The sequence below is a fragment of the Arthrobacter sp. zg-Y1171 genome (genome assembly GCF_025244845.1).
Lineage (GTDB): Bacteria > Actinomycetota > Actinomycetes > Actinomycetales > Micrococcaceae > Arthrobacter_B.
On sequence record NZ_CP104264.1, the window covers coordinates 71153 to 89665 of the forward strand.

An 18513-nucleotide genomic window follows, 5' to 3' on the forward strand; every position below is an offset into this window, starting at 1 on the left:
ACGGGAAGAAGGGGTGCACCGGCAGGTGCACCCCTTCTGTTTTTTACGGCCCGTTTACGGCGGAAGCTAGGAAATCACGCCGTCCACGATGGCCTTGGCCTCGGCCTGGACCTGGTGCAGGTGTTCCTCGCCCTTGAAGGACTCGGCGTAGATCTTGTAGACGTCTTCCGTGCCGGAGGGGCGCGCGGCGAACCACGCGTTTTCCGTGGTCACCTTCAGGCCGCCGATGGGCGCGCCGTTGCCAGGTGCCTCGGTCAGGCGCGCGGTGATGTCCTCACCGGCGAGGGTGGTGGCGGTAACATCCGACGGCGAGAGCTTGGCCAGCGCGGCCTTCTGCTCGCGCGTGGCGGGCGCGTCCACGCGCGCATATTCGGGATCGCCGAACTGGTTGGTCAGTTCGCGGTACCGCTGGGACGGGGTCTTGCCGGTGACGGCCGTCATTTCCGAGGCCAGCAGGGCCAGCAGGATGCCGTCCTTGTCAGTGCTCCAGGGGCTTCCGTCGAGCCGGAGGAAGGACGCACCGGCGGATTCCTCGCCGCCGAACGCGGTTTCCCCGGAGAGCAGGCCCGGCACGAACCACTTGAAGCCCACCGGTACCTCCATGAGGACCCGCCCCAGGTCTGCGGTAACGCGGTCGATCATGGAGGAGGAAACCAGGGTCTTGCCCACCATGGCGTCTGCGCTCCAGCCGGAGCGGTTGCGGTACAGGTAGTCAATCGCGGTTGCCAGGAAGTGGTTCGGGTTCATCAGTCCCGCATCCGGGGTGACAATGCCGTGCCGGTCGGCGTCGGCGTCGTTGCCCGTGGCAATGTCGTAATCCCCGGCCCGGGAAATCAGCGACGCCATGGCGTACGGCGAGGAGCAGTCCATGCGGATCTTCTCGTCCCAGTCCAGGGTCATGAAGGCCCACTGCGGGTCCACGTTGGGATTGACCACGGTCAGGTTCAGTGAGTGCCGTTCCGCGATGGCACCCCAATAGTCCACCGACGCGCCGCCGAGGGGATCGGCGCCGATGTGGAGGCCGGCGCTGCGGATGGCATCCAGGTTCAGCACCGCGGGCAGGTCTTCCACGTAATGCGCCAGGAAGTCATAGGTGCCCACCGAATCCGCCAGGCATGCTTCGCCCAGCGGGATGCGCCGGACCCCGTCCAAGCCGTTCTCCAGCAGCTGGTTGGCGCGGTCGGCAATCCAGTTGGTGATGTCCGATCCGGCGGGTCCGCCCGTGGGCGGGTTGTACTTGAAGCCGCCGTCCGCCGGAGGATTGTGCGACGGGGTGACCACAATGCCGTCAGCCTGGTCCGTGCGCGTGGAATTGTGCACCAGGATGGCATGGCTCACGGCCGGGGTGGGGGTGAATCCGTTGCGTGCGTCGATCTGCACATTGACGCCGTTGGCGGCCAGCACTTCCAAGGCGGTGTTCTGCGCCGGTTCGGACAGGGCATGCGTGTCCTTGCCCATGAACAGCGGCCCGGTGATGCCCGCCGAGGTGCGGTATTCCACGATGGCCTGGGTGATGGCCGCGATGTGCTGCTCATTGAAGGCGCCGTTGAGGGAGGAACCGCGGTGCCCGGAGGTGCCGAAGGCCACGCGCTGGGCAACGTTGGACGGATCCGGTACGACGTCGTAATAGGCGTCCAAGAGTGCGGTGAGATCTACAAGGTCGGAAGGTTCGGCGCGTTGGCCGGCACGATTAGACATACCCCTAAGCATGCCAAAGAAACGCAGTTGGCGGCAGACGCGCCGTACACGTAGAAACGCAGGGGCAGCCGTATGCTTCTAGCCGAAGCCGCGGGTGCGGCGGGGGGAAGGAAGCTGATGGCCACCTCGAGTAGTTCCGTGCTGCCGCATGGCGGCCTGCGCCGCGGCGCCCGGGCCATGATGGTTTTCTTCAACGTGCTCTACCTGTGCGCCGCACCGGTGTTCTGGTTTTTCTGGACGCAGCGCTCGGCGTTCGCACTACCGGCCTGGGCGGAAACCGCCGCGGGTTTTGCCAGCGGACCGTTGCCGGCGTTGGCCTTCGCGGCGGCCTGGGCCGCGGCGGGGATCCTCTTCGGGCGGGACCGGCGGCAGGCCGGAGCGGAGGCGTTCAATTCCGTCTGTGCACTGGGTGCCCTGGCGGCAGCAAGCGGCATGCTGGCGCTGGTCAGCGCCGGACTGGACGGCTAGGGCCCCGGGCACGGGTGAGGCGGGACGCCGGTCCCGCCCGCGGCACCCTCACGCAGATCAGTGGCCCTCCTACCAGAGCCGGGCGCTGGCCAGCCGGGCACCTTCTCCGAGCGTCTCCAGCTTGGCTGCCGCGATCTGCGGATGCACCCGGCCGCCCAGCCCGCAGTCGGTGGACGCAATGACGTTCTCGCGCCCCACCAGCCGGGCGAACCGTTCAATCCGGTCCGCCACCAGTTCCGGATGTTCCACCACGTTGGTGGCATGGGAGACCACGCCGGGAATGAGGACCTTCCCCTCCGGCAGCTTGGTATCCTCCCAGACCCGCCATTCGTGCTCATGCCGGACGTTGCCTGCCTCGAAGCTGTAGCCGCCGGCGTTAATCTGCAGCAGGGTGTCCACCAGGTGGCGGAACTCGATGTCCGTAGTGTGCGGCCCGTGCCAGGAACCCCAGCACAGGTGGAATCGGACCTGTTCCTCGGGCAGGCCGCGCAGGGCATAGTTCAGGGCCTCGACGCGGATCTGCGTGAACTTGAGGTAGTCGGCCACCGAAGGCTCGGGGTTGATCTGGTCCCAGTTCTCGGCAATGGACGGATCATCGATCTGGACGATCAGCCCGGCGTCCACGATGGCAAGGTATTCCTCCCGCATGGCATCCGCGCAGGCGTAGATGAACTCCTCCTCCGTCGCGTAGTACTCGTTGGCAATCCGCGAACAGGAGCCGGGGGAGAGTGAGGCGAGGAAACCCTCGGACAAACCTGCCTCGGCCAGACCGGACTTGAGGTTGGCAATGTCGCTGGCCACGGCGTCGTACCCCGTGTATTCCACCGGACCCGTGACCTTGGGAAAGACCTTCTGCGCCCCGGTGGTGATGCCGGAGGTTGGGTCGGTGTAGGCATCGGCGAAGCGCTGCCGGTCGCGGCGGTCCCCGAAACTGGTGAGGACAACGTTTCCGGGCTCGGAGCGGTGCGGTTCCATGTTCCAGATCCCCGTCTCGGCAACGCTCAGGCCGCCAAGCCGGGCAAACGAGTAGGACCACCAGGCCCCGTAGTCGACGTCCGCGGACATCGCATGCCCGTATTCGCCGTCGTTGGGGATATCGATACCCGCCTGGCGCTGGCGCCGCACGAGGTCGGCGACGGCGGCCTGCAGCAGTTCGGCGTAGCCTTCCGTATCCGCGGGGTCGGTTTCCCGGGCCGCGTTCGCGGCAATCAGTTCAGGGGTCCGGGGGAGCGAACCGGCGTGCGTGGTCAAAATACGGTCAGTGCTTTTGCGCATGGCAGTGATCCTTAAGGAATCGGTGCTCTTGCCCGCACCGGATGCCCAAGGGGCGGTGCAGGCCGCTTCGTCATCCGAACCACCCGTGAAGCATGGGGTTGGTGCACGGCCAAGTCGGAGCTTGGCGGCCGTGTCTCCTGAAGCTGGGACCCATCCTAACCACGCCGCAGGGATGCAGCCAAGCATGTGACGGGACGGCAAAAAGGACGGCGGCACCGGAAAGTTCCGGTGCCGCCGTCCTTAGTGAAACGCTTGGTGCCTGCCTGCTAGCGCACGCCGCCCATGAGCTTCTTGATCGACGGTGTCGCCACAGCCAGGGCGATGCCCAGGATGATTGCGGTGACGCCGCTGAAGGTGAAGTAGCTGACCTCAGTTGCGGGATCGTAGAACTGTGCCAGCCAGCCTGCCAGGGTGGTGCCCAGGGAGACGGACAGGAAGAACAGGGCCACCATCTGGGTCCGGAAGATTTCCGGAGCCAGCTTGGTTGCCACGGACAGGCCAATCGGGGAGATGAACAGCTCCGCGAACGTGAACAGGAGCAGGATGCCGACGATCGCCAGCAGCGGGGTGCTGTTGGCGCCGCCGCCGGAGAACGGAATGAACGCCAGGAACGCCAGGCCCATCACTGCCAGGCCCAGGGCGAACTTCAGCGGTGAGGACGGCTGGCGGTCGCCCAGCTTGGTCCAGACGGCGGCAAACACTGCAGCGAAGATGATGATGAAGATCGGGTTGATCGACTGGACCCAGCTCGGCGGCATTTCCCACCCGAAGATGTGCCGGTCCAGGGAGGTGTCGGCGTACAGGGCCACCACGGTGAACTGCTGCTGGAACAGCGCCCAGAAAGCGGCACTGGCGATGAACAGCGGCATGAAGGAGTAAACACGCCGGCGTTCGAGCCTGTCCACCTTCGGACTGCGCAGGATGATGATGAAGTACGCGATGGAGGCCAGGATGGCGACCGTGGCCATGACCACTGCCAGGTTCTCCGCCTTGAGCAGGCCGAAGGCGGCGGCCAGGGCGACGATGACCACGACTGCGGCAACGACGATGCCCATGGGGAGGTACTTCTTGCGCGGCAGCGGGTTGGTGACCTCGTGGGCTGCCTTGGGCAGGTACTTGCGGGTCATGCCGTACTGGACCAGGCCGATGGCCATGCCGATAGCGGCCAGGCCGAAGCCGTAGTGGAAGCCAAGGCGGACCTGGAGGAGGCCGGTCAGGAGCGGGCCGACGAGGGCGCCGAGGTTGATGCCCATGTAGAAGAGGGAGAAACCGGCGTCGCGTCGTTCGTCCTTCTCCTCGTACAGGGTGCCCACCAGGGAGGTCGCGTTGGCCTTGACGCCGCCGGAACCCAGGGCAATCAGGATCAGGCCGGCGGCCAGTCCCACGGAACCGGGGAGCACAGCCAGGGAAATGTGGCCGAGGACCACGATCGCGGCGGAGTAGAACAGCACCCGCTCCGAGCCGAACACGCGGTCGGCGAGCCAGGCACCGACGATGGTGGAAAGGTACACGCCACCGCCGTAGGCGCCGACCAGGGAGACGGCAATGGCTTCGTCGATGCCGAGGCCGCCGTCGGTGGTGCTGTAGTACATGTAGTACAGCAGGATGCCCTGCATGCCGTAGAAGGAGAATCGCTCCCACAGCTCAACGCTGAAGAGGTTGGCCAACATCCGGGGATGGCCGAAGAAGGTTTTACGCGCTTCTTGTACGCCTGAGGTACTGGGGGTATGGCTCACGAGGTTAATATTCCCACTCCCTCCCGGGGGTCAAGCAGGCCGAACTGAAAGAATCCGCCGGAGACTAGGCAGCTTTCCCGGTGAGCTATGTCGAAGGTCACATGAAAAAAGGATGATTTTGCCCGCGTTACATGCATACCTGCCTGCATGACGCGCGGATTTGCACGTCTGCGACGGAATTCCCTAAGCAGGCAGGGGGTTGGCATGGGTATGCCAAGCCTCAGCGTTCCCGTCTCGATCCTTGACCGTGCCAACTCCCGCGAAGGGTTTCCCGAGCCGGAGGCGTTTAATGCAGTGCTTGAACGCGCCGAATCGGCAGACCGGCTGGGCTACCGGCGCTTTTGGGTTGCCGAGCACCATGCCGTGGCCGGAATTGCCGGCTCGGCACCCGCCGTCCTGATGGCCGCCCTGGCGGCACGCACCAACAGCATCCGGATCGGCTCCGGCGGCGTGATGCTGCCGAACCACCAGCCGCTGGTCGTGGCCGAGCAGGCGGCGACGCTGCAGGCCCTGTATCCCGGCCGGATTGATCTTGGCCTGGGCCGTTCCCTCGGTTTCACTCCGGCGGTGCGGAAGGCACTGCGGGCAGGACCGGCCGAGGCGGAGGAATTCGAAGGGCAGTTGGCGGAACTGCTCGCTTATCTCGACGGCACCGCGCCGATCACCGCCCGCCCGCAGGACCGCGGCCGGACCCCGGTGTTTGTGCTTGCCACCGGAGCGGGAGTGGACATAGCAGCACGCGCCGGCCTCGGCGTCGTCCTGGGCGGCCCGGCGCTGTTCCGGCAGAACAGTGCCGGGCAGACAGGTGCACTGGAGCGGTACCGCTCCGCCTTCCGCCCCTCGGACCGTTTTCCCCGGCCCTACGTGCTGGCGGCAGTCAACATCGCCGCGGCCGGGAGTGAAGAAGAGGCACGGGAACTGCTGCTGCCCGAGGCACATGCCCTGGCCGATTCCCGGACCAAGGGGGTGTTCCCCGCCCTGTCAGCAGCTCACCGCGCCGCCGAACTGTCCGGACGGCAGCAGGACCTGGTCCGCGCCACCCTCGAGACCTCTGTCTACGGGACACCGGAACAGGTGCACGGCAGGCTCGAGGACCTGGTGGCTTCCTCCGGTGCGGACGAGCTGCTCGTTACCGGCGGCGCCTTCAATGTCGAGGGACAGCGGGAATCCGACCGGCTGCTGGCAGGCCTCTTCTAGGTCAATAGCCCAGTTGGGCCGCCACGGCCAGCAGATCCGCTTCCGCACCGGGCCGCCCGATCAGCTGGATCCCCATGGGCAGTCCGTCCGCGGTATCCAGCACCGGCAGGGTAATCGCGGGAAGCCCGCAGACATTCACCATGGAGGTGAAGGGGGAGTACCGGCATTGCCTTGCGTAATCCTCGTCCGCCCGGTCACCGGCGCCGGCATCGCCGCTGGCGTACCAGCCGAGGGGCCGCGGCGGCATTGCCAGGGTAGGCGTCAGGATCATGTCGTAGGCGCTGTACTGCCGGATGGTCTCGGCCTCGAAGACGCGGAGGACGTCGACGGCGGACACCAGGTCCGCGGCACTGCGCTGAAGGGCGCGCTGACGCATGACGGCGGCCAGGTCGGTCAGCCGTTCTTCCCCGCCCGGTGCCAGGACGGCGGTGGCCAGCCCGGCCGTCCACACCACCTGGAACGCGTCCGGATACCGTTCGTCATAAACCAGGTCCGTGTCCAGCAGGTCGTGGCCGGCGCCGGTCAGGGCCGCGATACCGGCGTCGAGCGCCTGTACCGCCTCGGGATCAAGCCGGATCTCCAATCCGGATTCGAAGGGTGAACGGGTGCTGATCCCGATCCGGAACCTGCCCTCGGCCCGCAGTGCGGCCTCGAGGAAGGTTCCGGCGGCGGGGGCCGCGCTGGTGGCGCGGTAATTGGGTTCGTCGACCATCGCATCCAGCAGCAGTGCCGCATCCGCTGCATTCCGGGCCAGCGGGCCGGCCACCACGAACTGCCCCAGGTCCTGCTGCCCCGAGCCGGCCGGGATCCGCCCGCGGTTGGGCTTCAGGCCCACCAGTCCGGTGGCCGCCGCAGGGATGCGTACCGAGCCGCCGCCGTCGGTGCCCGGCGCAAAGGGAATCAACCCGGCGGCGACTGCGGCTGCGCTGCCGCCGGAGGATCCTCCGGGGCTGAGCCGCTGGTCGCGCGGGTTCCGCGCCGGCGGACCCACCCGGTTTTCGCTGTAGCTGCTGAGCCCGAATTCGGGGACCTGGGTCTTGCCGAGGCTGATCGCCCCGGCCCGGCGAAGGACGGCCGGCAGGGCCGCGTCCTCCCGGGCTGTCCACGGGTCCAGGGCCGTGCTGCCCATGGTGGTGCGCACGCCGGCCACATCGGTGAGGTCCTTGTGCGCCAGCGGCATTCCGTGCAGCAGGCCCAGTTCGCCGCCCCGGGCACGGTGTGCGTCCGCGGCCCGCGCCTCGGCGACGGCGAGTTCCGGCGTCGGCGTGAGGAAGGCACCCAATGCCGGGTTGAGCTCTTCGATGCGCCGCAGGTAGTGGTCCGTGGCTTCCTCCGCGCCGAGCCCGCCGGAGGCCAGGGCATCCCGGAGTTCGACGGCGGTCATCTCGTGGGGAGCGGGCATTGCGAGCCTTTCGGTGCGGGCGGCGTCCGGGCGTTTATTCTCTCGGACCGCGTCCCACTATAGGCTGGACAAAACGGCACCGTACGGCGGGCCCGGGCGTGCCCGGAAGCGTGGTGCGGGGCGACATTTCCGTTCGACAGTGAGGGCAGCAATGAGTGAGATGCAGAGCGTAACCGTAGACACCATTCCCGAGGGCGCGAAGATCCTCGACGTACGGGAAGACTACGAGTGGGAGGCCGGCCACGTTGACGGCGCCCTCCACATCCCGCTCGACCGGCTGCCCGAGGCCCTGGACGATCTGGACCCGGACCAGGACCTTGCCGTCATCTGCCGCACCGGCGGCCGCAGCGCCCGGGCCACCCAGTGGCTGGAAGCCAACGGCTACTCCGCCGTCAACGTCAACGGCGGGATGGGTGCCTGGCTCGAGGCGGGGAAGCCCATGGTTTCCGACAACGGGCAGGAACCGACCGTTAAATGACGCATGCCGCCGACACCCAGGCCGCCCCGCATCACCGCGGTCCGCTGGGGGAAACCGTGGTTTATGCCTACCTCGGGCCGGAGGGCACCTTCACGGAGGCTGCACTGCTGACCATTCCGGGCGCTCGGGACGCCATCCGCATTCCGGCGCCCAGCGTGAATTCCGCACTGGAAATGGTCCGCTCCGGGCAGGCCACCGCTGCAGTCGTGCCGATTGAAAACTCGGTGGAGGGCGGTGTCAGTGCCACCCTCGATGCGCTGTCCGCCGGTGCCTCGCTGCGGATCCTGAGGGAAATCCTGGTCCCCATCACCTTTGTCCTGGCGGTGCGGCCGGGGGTGGCCCTGGCGGACATCCGCACGGTTTCCACGCACACCCATGCCTGGGCGCAGTGCCGGGAATGGGCTGCGGGAAATATTCCCGCAGCGGAATACTTGCCCGCTTCCTCAACGGCAGCGGCAGCAGTAGGACTGAGCGAAGCCGATCCGTCCTTCGACGCGGCGATCTGCGCACCGCTGGTGGCGCAGCGGCTGGGGCTGGAAGTTCTGGCGGCGGACATCGGCGATGTCCGCGATGCCGTCACCCGATTCGTGATGATCAGCCAGCCCGGCCTGCTCCCCGAACCAACCGGCTCCGACAAGACCACCCTCGTAGTTCCCCTGCCGGAGGACCACCCGGGTGCCCTGATGGAAATCCTCGAGCAGTTCTCCACCCGCGGGGTGAACCTGAGCCGGATCGAGTCCCGTCCCACGGGTATGTTCCTCGGTGACTATTTCTTCAGCATCGACGCCGACGGCCACGTGGCGGATGCCCGGATGGCGGATGCATTGAAGGGCCTGCACCGGATCAGTCCGGAACTGCGTTTCCTGGGCTCCTATCCGCGGGCGGACCACCGCGAGTCGGAAATACCCCGGCACACCAGCGACGAGGCGTTCCGGGCCGCTGACATTTGGTTCGAGTCCCTGCTGAACGGATACTAGGGCTGGAAGCTGCGGCCGAACCGTTCCGCGGCGGGTGAAAGGGACGCACCATGGGCCGACTGCGGCGAAGCAACTGCGAACATCCCGGCTACTCCCGCCGGCGCTGGGGCAAGGGATTCAGTTACCGGGATGTCCGCGGAAACGTCATCACCGACCGCACGGTCGTGGCGCGGATCCGCTCGCTGGCCATTCCGCCGGCCTGGACGGATGTCTGGATCAGCCCGTACGCCAACGGCCACATCCAGGCGACGGGAACCGACGCCGCCGGACGTAAGCAGTACATGTACCACCCGCAGTGGCGTGAAATGAAGGACCGGGAGAAATTCGACCGCGCCCTGGCGTTCGCCCAGTCCCTTCCGGCGGCCCGCCGCCTGATCACCAAGCACCTGCGCGCCGAAGGCTGCGGCTCGGAACGCGCCCTGGCCGCGGCCCTGCGGATTGTCGACGCCGGCGCGCTGCGCGTGGGCGGCGCCCGGTACGCGGACGCCAACGGGTCCTACGGCACCACCACCCTGCGGATCGAGCACGTGCGGCTGGACGGAACCGAAGTGCGTTTCGACTTCCCCGGCAAGAGCGGCCAGGAGTGGCACACCTCCATCAAGGACGCCGACCTCGCGGCGGCCCTCGAACCGATGCTCCGCCGCCCGGACGCGGACACGGCCCTGGCCTACCTCGGCGCGGACGGCGCCTGGCACAGCGTCGATGCCGCCCAGCTCAATGCTTTCCTGAGGGAGGTCACGGGCGGAGAATTCAGCGCCAAGGACTTCCGCACCTGGCAGGCCACGGTGGTGGCGGCCATGTCCCTGGCCCGGATGGCGCCGGCAGCCGCTACCAACCGGGCGAAGCAGAAGGCCGTGGCAGCAACTGCACGCGACGTGGCGGAGCACCTGGGCAACACCCCGGCAATCGCCCGCAAGTCCTACATTGATCCCCGGGTGGTGGACCGTTTCTTCGACGGCCAGGTCATCCCCGTGACGGGGTTCTCCGCCTCGGAGACCGCAACCCGGAACATGCTCGAGAATTAACCGGGTTTCCGCCGGGACCGGCAATAAGTATGCTGATGGAAGGCGCGCGCAGTATTGGCGCACTGGACAACCACCCCAAGAAGGAAGGTGCCGGCATGAGCGAGTACCCGAACGAACAAGAGCAGCTCAAGGACCCGAAGCCCAGCGGTGTTTCCACCAATGACGATAACTACCGCGGCGATGTCGGCGACCAGGGCAACGACATCCGCTTTGCCGAGGAAGAGGCACTGATCCGCGAGCAGTCCTCCCCCAGCGAGGACGAAGGCGAGTACACCGACAAAGACGGTGCCAGGACGGACAAGGGCCGCGAAGGCGGTTACACCGACTCCGAGGGCACCCAGGACGGCAAGTAACGCCTTCCCCCGAAACGGCGCTGCACCCACCGGTGCGGCGCCGTTTTTATGCCTCCGGCGGCAGGACGGGCGAGGGCGGCACCCGGACCAGCAGGGCGCCGGCATCCACCTCCACCGCGATGGTGGTGGCCGGACCGGTCAGGTCGCCGTCGAGCTGGGTCTGCGTGGGTTCCGCGACGGTCACCGTGACTTTCCGGACCCGGTGGTGGCGGATCACCGGCAGGTCCTTGGGGTAGCGCGTCATCACTTTGCCTGCCACCCAGGCCCAGCCCAGGACGCTGCGCGGGCTGATGATGACGACGTCCAGCAGTCCGTCATCCACCACGGCGTCGGGAATGAAATCGATGCCGGCGGGCAGGCGTCCGGTATTGGCCACCAGCACGCTGTGCACGTTCTGTGACTGCGCCGGACCGTCGTCCAGGCTGACGGTCATCCGCGTGCGCCTCCCCGGCAGCAGCCGGACGCCGGCTTCACTGTAGGCCAGCCAGCCCACCCGCTTCTTGAGTTCATCCCGGGTAGCGGCGATCACCTGGGCATCCAGGCCGATCCCGCCCATCACCAGGAACGCGTTGTGGGAACGCCCGCCGGTGGAGGCATCTTCGAGCACAATGTCCGCCATGTCGATCCGCCGCACGTCCCCGTGCAGGGCGTTACGGATGTTTCCCGCCAGGTCCGCCACCGAGATATCCAGGTTCCGGGCCAGCAGGTTGCCGGTGCCCAGCGGGATCAGGCCCAACGCTGCACCGGAATGCGCCACCGCGCGGGAGACTTCGCGGATGGTGCCGTCGCCGCCCGCGGCGAGGACGACGTCGGCCCCGGACTCCAGCGCCTGCAGCGCCTGGAGATAGCCCGGGCTGTCCACGGTGGTTTCCAGGATCAGCGGCGGATCCCAGCCCGCCAGCTCGCAGGAAGCCCTCAGCAGCTTCTCGGCGTCTGCAGCAAGCGCCTTGATCGGGTTGACGACCATCGCCACCCGCTGGTGGGCCGCTCCGCGCGGGGCGAACACCGCCGCGTCCGCTGCCGCCTGCCTCCTGCTTCGGGTGCCGGCAATGGCCCAGGTTGCGGCGGAGGCCAACAGGGCGGCGATGAGGACAAGGAGGAGGGTAATTTCAACGGGCATGATGCCTCCCAGAATAGCCGCCGCCCCGCAAAGCCAAGGCCGGGCGGGTTTTGGGTACTCTTGAGACGTGATCGATGTAAATGAGCTCCGCGAAAACCCCGAAAAATTCCGAGCCTCGCAGCGCGCCCGGCTGGCCGACGAGAGCCTTGTGGACGCGATCATTTCCGCTGACGCTTCCCGCCGCGACGCCCGGACCCGTTACGAGACCCTCCGTGCCGAGCAGAACGCCTTCGGCAAGCGCGTCGCCGCCGCGAAGGGCGAAGAGAAGCAGGCCCTCCTGGCCGAGGTGAAGGAACTGGCTGCCGCGGTGAAGGCCGCCGGCGCCGAGGCCGACGCCATCCAGGCCGAGTCCGATGCGCTGCTGCGCCGGATCCCCAACCTGGTGTCCGACGGCGTTCCCACCGGAGGCGAGGACGATTTCGAGGTCCTCAAGACCGTCGGCAACCCCCGCGACTTTGAGGCCGAGGGCTTCAAGCCCCGCGACCACCTGGAAATCGGCGAGCTGCTCGGCGCCATCGACATGGAACGCGGCGCCAAGGTCTCCGGCTCCCGTTTCTACTTCCTGCGCGGCGTCGGTGCCCGCCTGGAACTGGCACTGCTGAACATGGCCATGGACCAGGCGGTGAAGGCCGGATTCGTCCCGATGATCACCCCTACCCTGGTCCGTCCCGAGACGATGCAGGGCACCGGTTTCGATGTGGCGCACGACGCCGAGATCTACCGCCTGGCCGAAGACGACCTGTACCTGGTGGGCACGTCCGAGGTGCCGCTGGCCGGCTACCACGCCGACGAAATCCTTGAGCTGGACGGCGGACCTGTCCGCTACGCCGGCTGGTCCTCCTGCTACCGCCGCGAAGCCGGTTCGCACGGCAAGGACACCCGCGGCATCATCCGCGTCCACCAGTTCAACAAGGTGGAAATGTTTGTCTACACCCGGCCGGAGGATGCGGCGGAAGAGCACCGCCGGCTGCTGGCGTGGGAAGAGGAAATGCTGGCCAAGGTCGAACTGCCCTACCGGGTCATCGACACGGCGGCCGGCGATCTGGGCATGTCGGCGGCGCGGAAGTTCGACTGCGAGGCCTGGGTTCCCACCCAGAATGCCTACCGCGAGCTGACGTCCACCTCCAACTGCACCACCTTCCAGGCCCGGCGCCTGAACATCCGCGAACGCCAGGCCGAGGGCAAGGGCACCCGTGCGGTCGCCACCCTGAACGGAACGCTGGCCACCACCCGGTGGATCGTCGCCATCCTGGAACACCACCAGAACCCGGACGGCTCGGTTAATGTCCCGGCTGCGCTTCAGCCGTACCTGGGCGGCCTGGAAGTCCTTCCGGTCCTCTAGCTCCTTCCCAAGCCGGCGGGACCGATGGGCACTGCCCTTCGGTCCCGCCGTCGTTTGCCCGGGCACGCAACCGCCGTCCGGCGGTACGTCCTGTGGCGGCTGTCCTAGCCGCCTTCCTTACCCATCTGCTTAGATAAAACGATGACAACTTTGAGTACCGCTGGCATCGAAGACCAGCGAACCCCTGACAAGCGGCACCTGGTGGCCCTCGACGTAGACGGAACCCTCGTGGACCACGACGGGCACATGTCCCCGGGCGTGCGCGGGGCCGCACGAAAGGCCCTGGCGGCAGGGCACCACCTGGTGGTGGCCACCGGCAGGTCTTACGGGGCCGCGTTGCCCATCCTCGAACTCCTGGGCCTGACCCGCGGATACTGCGTGTGCTCCAACGGCGCCGTGACCCTGCGCCTGGACCCCTCCCTCGAAGACGGCTACGAAGTAATGGACCGTGTGGTCTTCGACCCGAAACCGGCACTGGCCGCGCTGCGGGCGAAGCTTCCAACCGCAAAGTTCGCCCTGGAGGACGCTGAAGGGCGCTTCCTGTCCACCGAGCGCTTCCAGGACGCCAGCTTCGGCGCCGAAGCCCTCGCCGTGGACTTCGAATCGATGCTGGAGGCACAGGCCGTACGCGTGGTGGTCTTCAGCACCGACAGCACCGCGGAGGAATTCGGCGAAGCGGTGGAGGCGATCGGCCTGCACGGCGTGACGTACTCGGTGGGCTGGACTGCCTGGCTGGATATCGCCGCGTCCGGTGTCACCAAGGCCAGCGCGTTGGAACTGGTCCGCCGCCGGCTGGAGGTCGATCCGACGCTGACCATTGCCCTGGGCGACGGCCGCAACGACATTGAGATGCTGGACTGGGCCGCCCGCGGAGTGGCCATGGGGCAGGCGCCGGACGAGGTCCTGGCAGCAGCCTCCGAGGTCACCGGCACGGTCTACGAGGACGGTGCGGCGAGCGTGCTGTCCAGCGTGCTGGACGAGTCCTAGCTCACGCCCGGTAGGGGAGCGCGGCCGGCGGAAGCGACGCCGGGCCGTAGACCAGTCCCAGCAGCCGCGCGGCGGCCGGACGGGTGGCCCATTCTTCACTCCAGTGGGACCGGACCACCGCCTTGCTCACGGCCTGCGCGGTGATCCCCAGCTCCTGGGCTACGAATTTCTGCTGCCCGCGCGCTCCCGGGGTCATGAGGTCCAGCACCTTCCACTCGGCCTCGGACCGGGCGGCCACAATCAGGCCCAGCAGGCGCAGCACGGCTTCCGCCTCCGCCGCCAGTTCCGCATCCGGCCCCTCCACCGCTAGCGGCACACGGTCGCCGGTGCGCTGGGCGCGCTCCACGGCACGCCGCGAGTAGACCAGGCCGAAGCCCCGTGCGTCCAACAGATCCTCGGGCAGGGGAACCTGGAGCTCGCCGACGCCCACCCCTACATGCCAGCGGCGCTGCCGGACCGCTGTCAGCGCGGCTTCCACCGCGGTGGCTGCATCCGTCAGCACCCCCTGGGCTTCGTCGCCGACGGTGCGCTGGAAGGGAACGGCAGCAGGCAGATGCCGAAGGGAGCGGATCAGGCCCGGAACCAGGTCCCCGACCTCGCGGGAGTCCCGCTGGTTGATGGTCAGCACAAAATGCATGGCATCAGCATGTCAGATTTCCGGGGAAAACAACCGAATCCGGTTGTGGCGCGCCCTAGCGGTAGAGTCGGGCGCATGACCAGCCAAGACCAAGCGCCCAGCCCGGATCGCCGCCCGCTGCTTCGCCTGCTGTTCGGAGCGGGCGTTGTCCTCCTGGGCGCGTGGGCGGCATGGCTGACGTCCAGCTGGATTGTCCTTGCGGCAGCCGTACTGGTGGCGGTTGTCCCGGCCAGGACCCACGCGGGAGACCTGCGCGCCTGGGCACGGCGCAAGGCACGCGGCAACTGACATTGCCGGGTTAAACGCCGACGGCGGCCGCCCCCGCGAAGGGCGCAGCCGCCGTCGTACCGGCAGGGCCGGTAGGAAGAACTAGTTGTTGACGGGGTTGGCGTCGACGTCGCGGCCCTGGGCCTCGTCCTCTTCGTGGCCTTCGCCGTGTGCCTTGAAGCGCTCCAGGGAGGCCCTGACCTCGGCTTCGGCGTCCTCGCGGCCGGCCCAGTCAGCGGCTTCAACCCACTTACCCGGCTCGAGGTCCTTGTACTTCGTGAAGAAGTGCTTGATCTCGTCGAGCAGGAAGTCGGAGACGTCCGAGAGGTCCTGGATGTGGTTGAAGCGCGGGTCCACGGGAACGCAGAGAACCTTGGCGTCTCCGCCGCCGTCATCAACCATGTTGAACACGCCGATGGGGCGGGATTCCACCAGGACGCCGGGCATCAGGTCGAAGTCCTGCAGCATTACCAGCGCGTCCAGGGGATCGCCGTCCTCACCGAGGGTGTTCTCGAAGTACCCGTAGTGGGTGGGGTAGGCCATGGACGTGAACAGGACCCGGTCCAGGCGGAGGCGGTGGGTTTCGTGGTCAATTTCGTACTTGACCCGGGATCCCTTGGGGATCTCGATGGTGACGTCGAGCGTCATGGGCGTTTCGGACATTGCGACTCCTCACTGGCGTGGCCCGCGGAGGAACCACTGGAAAGATTTGGCTGGCGATCATGCGCCGGCATGCCCCGCGACCGGAAAGATGGGGGCGGGCGCCGGCGTCGGTCTAGTCTTAAAGATATATGTCCTGTGCACAGAACGTGTGCAGGGCCGGAACGGGCCGGGTAAGCCGGCGGAAAAGAAAGAGTCGGTGGGACATGTCTCGGATGTTCTCCGGCACTCTGCTGGCCCTGGCCTTCGCAGTGCTGCTGGTTCCGCTGGCCTGCTATGCCCTCCCGCCGGTTGCCCAGTCCCTGACCGAACCGCGGCTGCAGCGCGCCGAGGTGGTTCCGCGCTACCAGCAGGCACCCGTGAAGCTCACGGACAGGGCGCTGGTGTCTGCTCCGAAGGCGTCGGACCCGATGCCGGATGCGGAGCAGTTGGGGCGCCTGCTGGACGCAGAACTGGCCGTGGACGGCAGCGGCACCTTCTCCGCCGTGGTGCAGGACGTGCTCACCGGCACGGTGCTTTATGAGCGCGACGCCGCCGCCGGGCTGGCCCCCGCCTCAAGCCTCAAGGTCCTGACTGCCGCCGCGGCTCTGTCCGCGATGGACGGCGGGACACGCTTTCCCACCACCGCACTGCCGGGAGAGGACCCCGGCACGGTGGTCCTGCGCGGAGGCGGCGATGTGCTGCTCACCGCTGGAGAGTCGGATCCCGATTCCGTGGCGGGCCACGCCGGGCTGGCCACCCTGGCCGAAAAGACCGCCGCGGCGCTTGCCGACAAGGAAACCGCAGGACCAGTGAAGGTGCTGGTGGATGATTCGCTGTTCACCGGCCCGGCGCTCTCGGACGCGTGGGGGGAAGCCGACGTCGCGGCCGGGGAGATCGCCCCGATCCATTCCCTTGCGGTGAGCTCGGCGTGGGCAGAGGAGGGCACCGGGCCTGGGCCCCGCGTCGACGACGCCGCCCTGTCCGCAGGTGAGTCCTACCGCGCCGCGCTGGCTGCCGCCCTGGCACCCAAGGGCATCGACGTCGAGCTGTCTGTTGAACGCGGCGCCGCTCCGGCAGATGCTGTTGCCCTCGCCGAGGTCCGTTCCGCACCGCTGGCCGAACAGGTCGACTACATGCTGCTGAACTCGGACAACTACCTGGCGGAGGTACTGGCCCGGCTCAGCGCCGCTGCGACGGACCGGGAGGCATCCTTTGCCGGGGGAATCGAAACCGTTGTCGCCGAAGTGACCGCCCTTGGCGTGGACACCGGAGCAATGGTGCTCGGGGATACCAGCGGCCTGTCCGGTGAAACCTCAGTGTCCGCCTCGCAGTTGAACTCGCTGATGCAGATCCTCCTCACCACCACCGACCCCGATTTGCGCGCGGTGGCGGGCGGGCTGCCCGTTGCGGCCCTGAGCGGAACGCTGGCCGGGCGGTATGACGAGACCGCCGATTCCGGAGCGGCGGGAATTGTGCGGGCCAAGACGGGAACCCTGCTGGCGGTCACCGCGCTGACCGGGTACGCCGCCGACGCCGACGGCCGGGTCCTGGCCTTCACCTTCATAGCCAGCGGCCTGGACGGAAACACCCAGCAGGCACGGGACGCGGTGGATTCCGCCGCCGCGGTGCTGGCCGGATGCGGCTGCCGCTGACGAAACAAGGACGGTTCCTTCCCCCGAGGTGGTGTGGCGCCGGAAGCCAATGTGGTCGAATGGAGCAATGGAGAGCAACGAGCGAAGCCGTCCGACCCCCGTCCCCGCGCCTTCCGCCCCTGCAGGGCAAAATACCGACGCCCACCCGTCTGCCGGCGGGGCGCCGTCCCTGGTGAACTGGGACCTGGCCGCTTCCACCGCTGCGGCCATGGTGGCGCCCGGACCGAAGATGTCCGCCCGCGAGATCCGCGACGCCGTGGCGGACCTGCGGGCCGCCGCCGACGCCTCCGTTGCGCACGTCCACCGCATCACCGGCCTGGACGCCGCCCGGGACCTGCGGGATTCGGACGTGCTGATTGTGGACCGGGCATCCTGGGCCCGCGCCAACTCGCAGAGCTTCTCGGTGCTGATGGGCCCGGCCCTGCAGCACCTGGCCGAAACCCGGCCGGAACAGCTGGCCGCCGCCAACACCGCACTGGGCGGAACCATGACCGGTGCGCAGCTGGGCACTATCCTCGCCTTCCTCTCGAGCAAGGTCCTGGGCCAGTACGATCCCTTCGCCGCGCTGGGCGGTGTCGGCAAACCCGGCGGGCGGCTGCTGCTGGTGGCCCCGAACATCGTCACGCTGGAACGCGAACTGAACGTGGAACCCGCCGACTTCCGCCTCTGGGTCTGCCTGCACGAGCAGACGCACCGGGTGCAGTTCGCGGCCGCTCCCTGGTTGCGCGGGCACATGCTGGAGCAGATCAGCCAGCTCTCCAACGGCATGATGGACAAGGCGCAGACCATTTCCGAGCGGCTGGGCTCCGCCGTGAAGGCGCTGGCAGCCCCCAAGGGCGGCGTGGACGCCGACGGCGTGCCGCACAAGTCCGTGGACCTGCTCTCCCTGCTGCAGGATCCGGAGGACAAGGAACGCCTCTCGCACCTGACGGCCGTGATGTCGCTTCTGGAAGGCCACGCGAACGTGGTGATGGACGCCGTGGATGCGAGCATCGTGCCCAGCGTCAAGACCATCCGGCAGCGGTTCAACAACCGCGGCGCCAAGCGCACCTGGATTGACCGCTTCTTCCGCCAGATCATGGGATTGGATGCCAAGATGCGCCAGTACAGCGACGGCGCGCGCTTTGTCCGCGCCGTCACCGACCGGGTGGGCATGGAAGGCTTCAACCGGGTGTGGGAGCGCCCCGAAAACCTCCCGACCGAAGCGGAGATCCACTCCGCAGACCTATGGATTGCCCGGATGGGACTGTAACCGCA

At 67.7% G+C, this 18513-nt stretch carries 18 protein-coding genes and 1 riboswitch; of the genes, 11 read left to right on the forward strand and 7 right to left on the reverse strand.

Annotation, left to right across the window (positions count from 1 at the left end; genetic code table 11):
- Positions 1-66 precede the first annotated feature (66 nt).
- Positions 67-1698, reverse strand: a complete 1632-nt coding sequence (gene pgm / locus N2L00_RS00350; RefSeq protein ID WP_255862189.1) for a phosphoglucomutase (alpha-D-glucose-1,6-bisphosphate-dependent) — start codon at positions 1696-1698, stop codon at positions 67-69.
- A gap of 117 nt (positions 1699-1815) precedes the next feature.
- On the opposite strand from pgm, the gene N2L00_RS00355 reads away from it, so the two are divergent.
- The gene (locus tag N2L00_RS00355; RefSeq protein ID WP_255862188.1) at positions 1816-2166 is read left to right on the forward strand and encodes a hypothetical protein; all 351 of its coding nucleotides are present in this window, start codon (positions 1816-1818) and stop codon (positions 2164-2166) included.
- A gap of 69 nt (positions 2167-2235) precedes the next feature.
- Here N2L00_RS00355 and N2L00_RS00360 read toward each other — a convergent pair whose 3' ends face one another.
- A complete protein-coding gene (locus N2L00_RS00360) occupies positions 2236-3441 on the reverse strand; it encodes a cobalamin-independent methionine synthase II family protein (protein WP_255862187.1) in 1206 nt (401 codons plus the stop codon).
- Positions 3442-3460: 19 nt separating this feature from the next.
- Positions 3461-3584, reverse strand: a riboswitch (SAM riboswitch).
- Positions 3585-3707: 123 nt separating this feature from the next.
- Complete coding sequence (locus tag N2L00_RS00365) at positions 3708-5111, reverse strand: peptide MFS transporter (protein WP_370646979.1); 1404 nt, start codon at positions 5109-5111, stop codon at positions 3708-3710.
- Positions 5112-5381: 270 nt separating this feature from the next.
- Between N2L00_RS00365 and N2L00_RS00370 the strand changes: the two genes are divergently transcribed.
- Positions 5382-6374, forward strand: a complete 993-nt coding sequence (locus tag N2L00_RS00370; RefSeq protein WP_255862186.1) for an MsnO8 family LLM class oxidoreductase — start codon at positions 5382-5384, stop codon at positions 6372-6374.
- A 1-nt stretch (position 6375) separates the two neighbouring features.
- On the opposite strand, the gene N2L00_RS00375 is transcribed toward N2L00_RS00370, so the two are convergent.
- Positions 6376-7776: an amidase gene (locus N2L00_RS00375; RefSeq protein ID WP_255862185.1), complete on the reverse strand. Its 1401-nt coding sequence runs from the start codon at positions 7774-7776 to the stop codon at positions 6376-6378.
- A 151-nt stretch (positions 7777-7927) separates the two neighbouring features.
- On the opposite strand from N2L00_RS00375, the gene N2L00_RS00380 reads away from it, so the two are divergent.
- From N2L00_RS00380 to N2L00_RS00395, 4 genes are all read left to right on the forward strand, one after another.
- Positions 7928-8254, forward strand: a complete 327-nt coding sequence (locus N2L00_RS00380) for a rhodanese-like domain-containing protein (RefSeq protein WP_227920571.1) — start codon at positions 7928-7930, stop codon at positions 8252-8254.
- Entirely contained in the window at positions 8251-9231 is a 981-nt protein-coding gene (gene pheA, locus N2L00_RS00385; RefSeq protein ID WP_255862184.1) for a prephenate dehydratase, read from the forward strand. The genes N2L00_RS00380 and pheA overlap by 4 nt, the downstream gene beginning before the upstream one ends.
- Positions 9232-9281: 50 nt before the next feature.
- Entirely contained in the window at positions 9282-10256 is a 975-nt protein-coding gene (locus N2L00_RS00390) for a DNA topoisomerase IB (RefSeq protein WP_255862183.1), read from the forward strand.
- 95 nt (positions 10257-10351) lie between these two features.
- Entirely contained in the window at positions 10352-10609 is a 258-nt protein-coding gene (locus N2L00_RS00395; protein WP_260554425.1) for a hypothetical protein, read from the forward strand.
- Positions 10610-10655: 46 nt separating this feature from the next.
- Here N2L00_RS00395 and N2L00_RS00400 read toward each other — a convergent pair whose 3' ends face one another.
- Entirely contained in the window at positions 10656-11729 is a 1074-nt protein-coding gene (locus N2L00_RS00400; protein WP_255765579.1) for a diacylglycerol kinase family protein, read from the reverse strand.
- A gap of 67 nt (positions 11730-11796) precedes the next feature.
- Between N2L00_RS00400 and serS the strand changes: the two genes are divergently transcribed.
- Together serS and N2L00_RS00410 are read left to right on the forward strand one after the other, a co-directional pair.
- Complete coding sequence (serS, locus tag N2L00_RS00405) at positions 11797-13071, forward strand: serine--tRNA ligase (protein WP_255765580.1); 1275 nt, start codon at positions 11797-11799, stop codon at positions 13069-13071.
- Positions 13072-13212: 141 nt separating this feature from the next.
- Complete coding sequence (locus N2L00_RS00410; RefSeq protein WP_255765581.1) at positions 13213-14058, forward strand: HAD family hydrolase; 846 nt, start codon at positions 13213-13215, stop codon at positions 14056-14058.
- 1 nt (position 14059) lies between these two features.
- Here N2L00_RS00410 and N2L00_RS00415 read toward each other — a convergent pair whose 3' ends face one another.
- Complete coding sequence (locus tag N2L00_RS00415; protein WP_255862181.1) at positions 14060-14695, reverse strand: hypothetical protein; 636 nt, start codon at positions 14693-14695, stop codon at positions 14060-14062.
- A 75-nt stretch (positions 14696-14770) separates the two neighbouring features.
- Between N2L00_RS00415 and N2L00_RS00420 the strand changes: the two genes are divergently transcribed.
- A complete protein-coding gene (locus N2L00_RS00420; protein ID WP_255765583.1) occupies positions 14771-14983 on the forward strand; it encodes a hypothetical protein in 213 nt (70 codons plus the stop codon).
- 81 nt (positions 14984-15064) lie between these two features.
- Here N2L00_RS00420 and N2L00_RS00425 read toward each other — a convergent pair whose 3' ends face one another.
- Positions 15065-15610, reverse strand: coding sequence for an inorganic diphosphatase (locus N2L00_RS00425; protein WP_255765746.1), 546 nt, complete (start codon positions 15608-15610; stop codon positions 15065-15067).
- A gap of 227 nt (positions 15611-15837) precedes the next feature.
- On the opposite strand from N2L00_RS00425, the gene dacB reads away from it, so the two are divergent.
- Together dacB and N2L00_RS00435 are read left to right on the forward strand one after the other, a co-directional pair.
- Positions 15838-17256, forward strand: a complete 1419-nt coding sequence (gene dacB / locus N2L00_RS00430; protein WP_255862180.1) for a D-alanyl-D-alanine carboxypeptidase/D-alanyl-D-alanine-endopeptidase — start codon at positions 15838-15840, stop codon at positions 17254-17256.
- 67 nt (positions 17257-17323) lie between these two features.
- Complete coding sequence (locus tag N2L00_RS00435) at positions 17324-18508, forward strand: zinc-dependent metalloprotease (RefSeq protein WP_255765585.1); 1185 nt, start codon at positions 17324-17326, stop codon at positions 18506-18508.
- Positions 18509-18513: the final 5 nt, after the last annotated feature.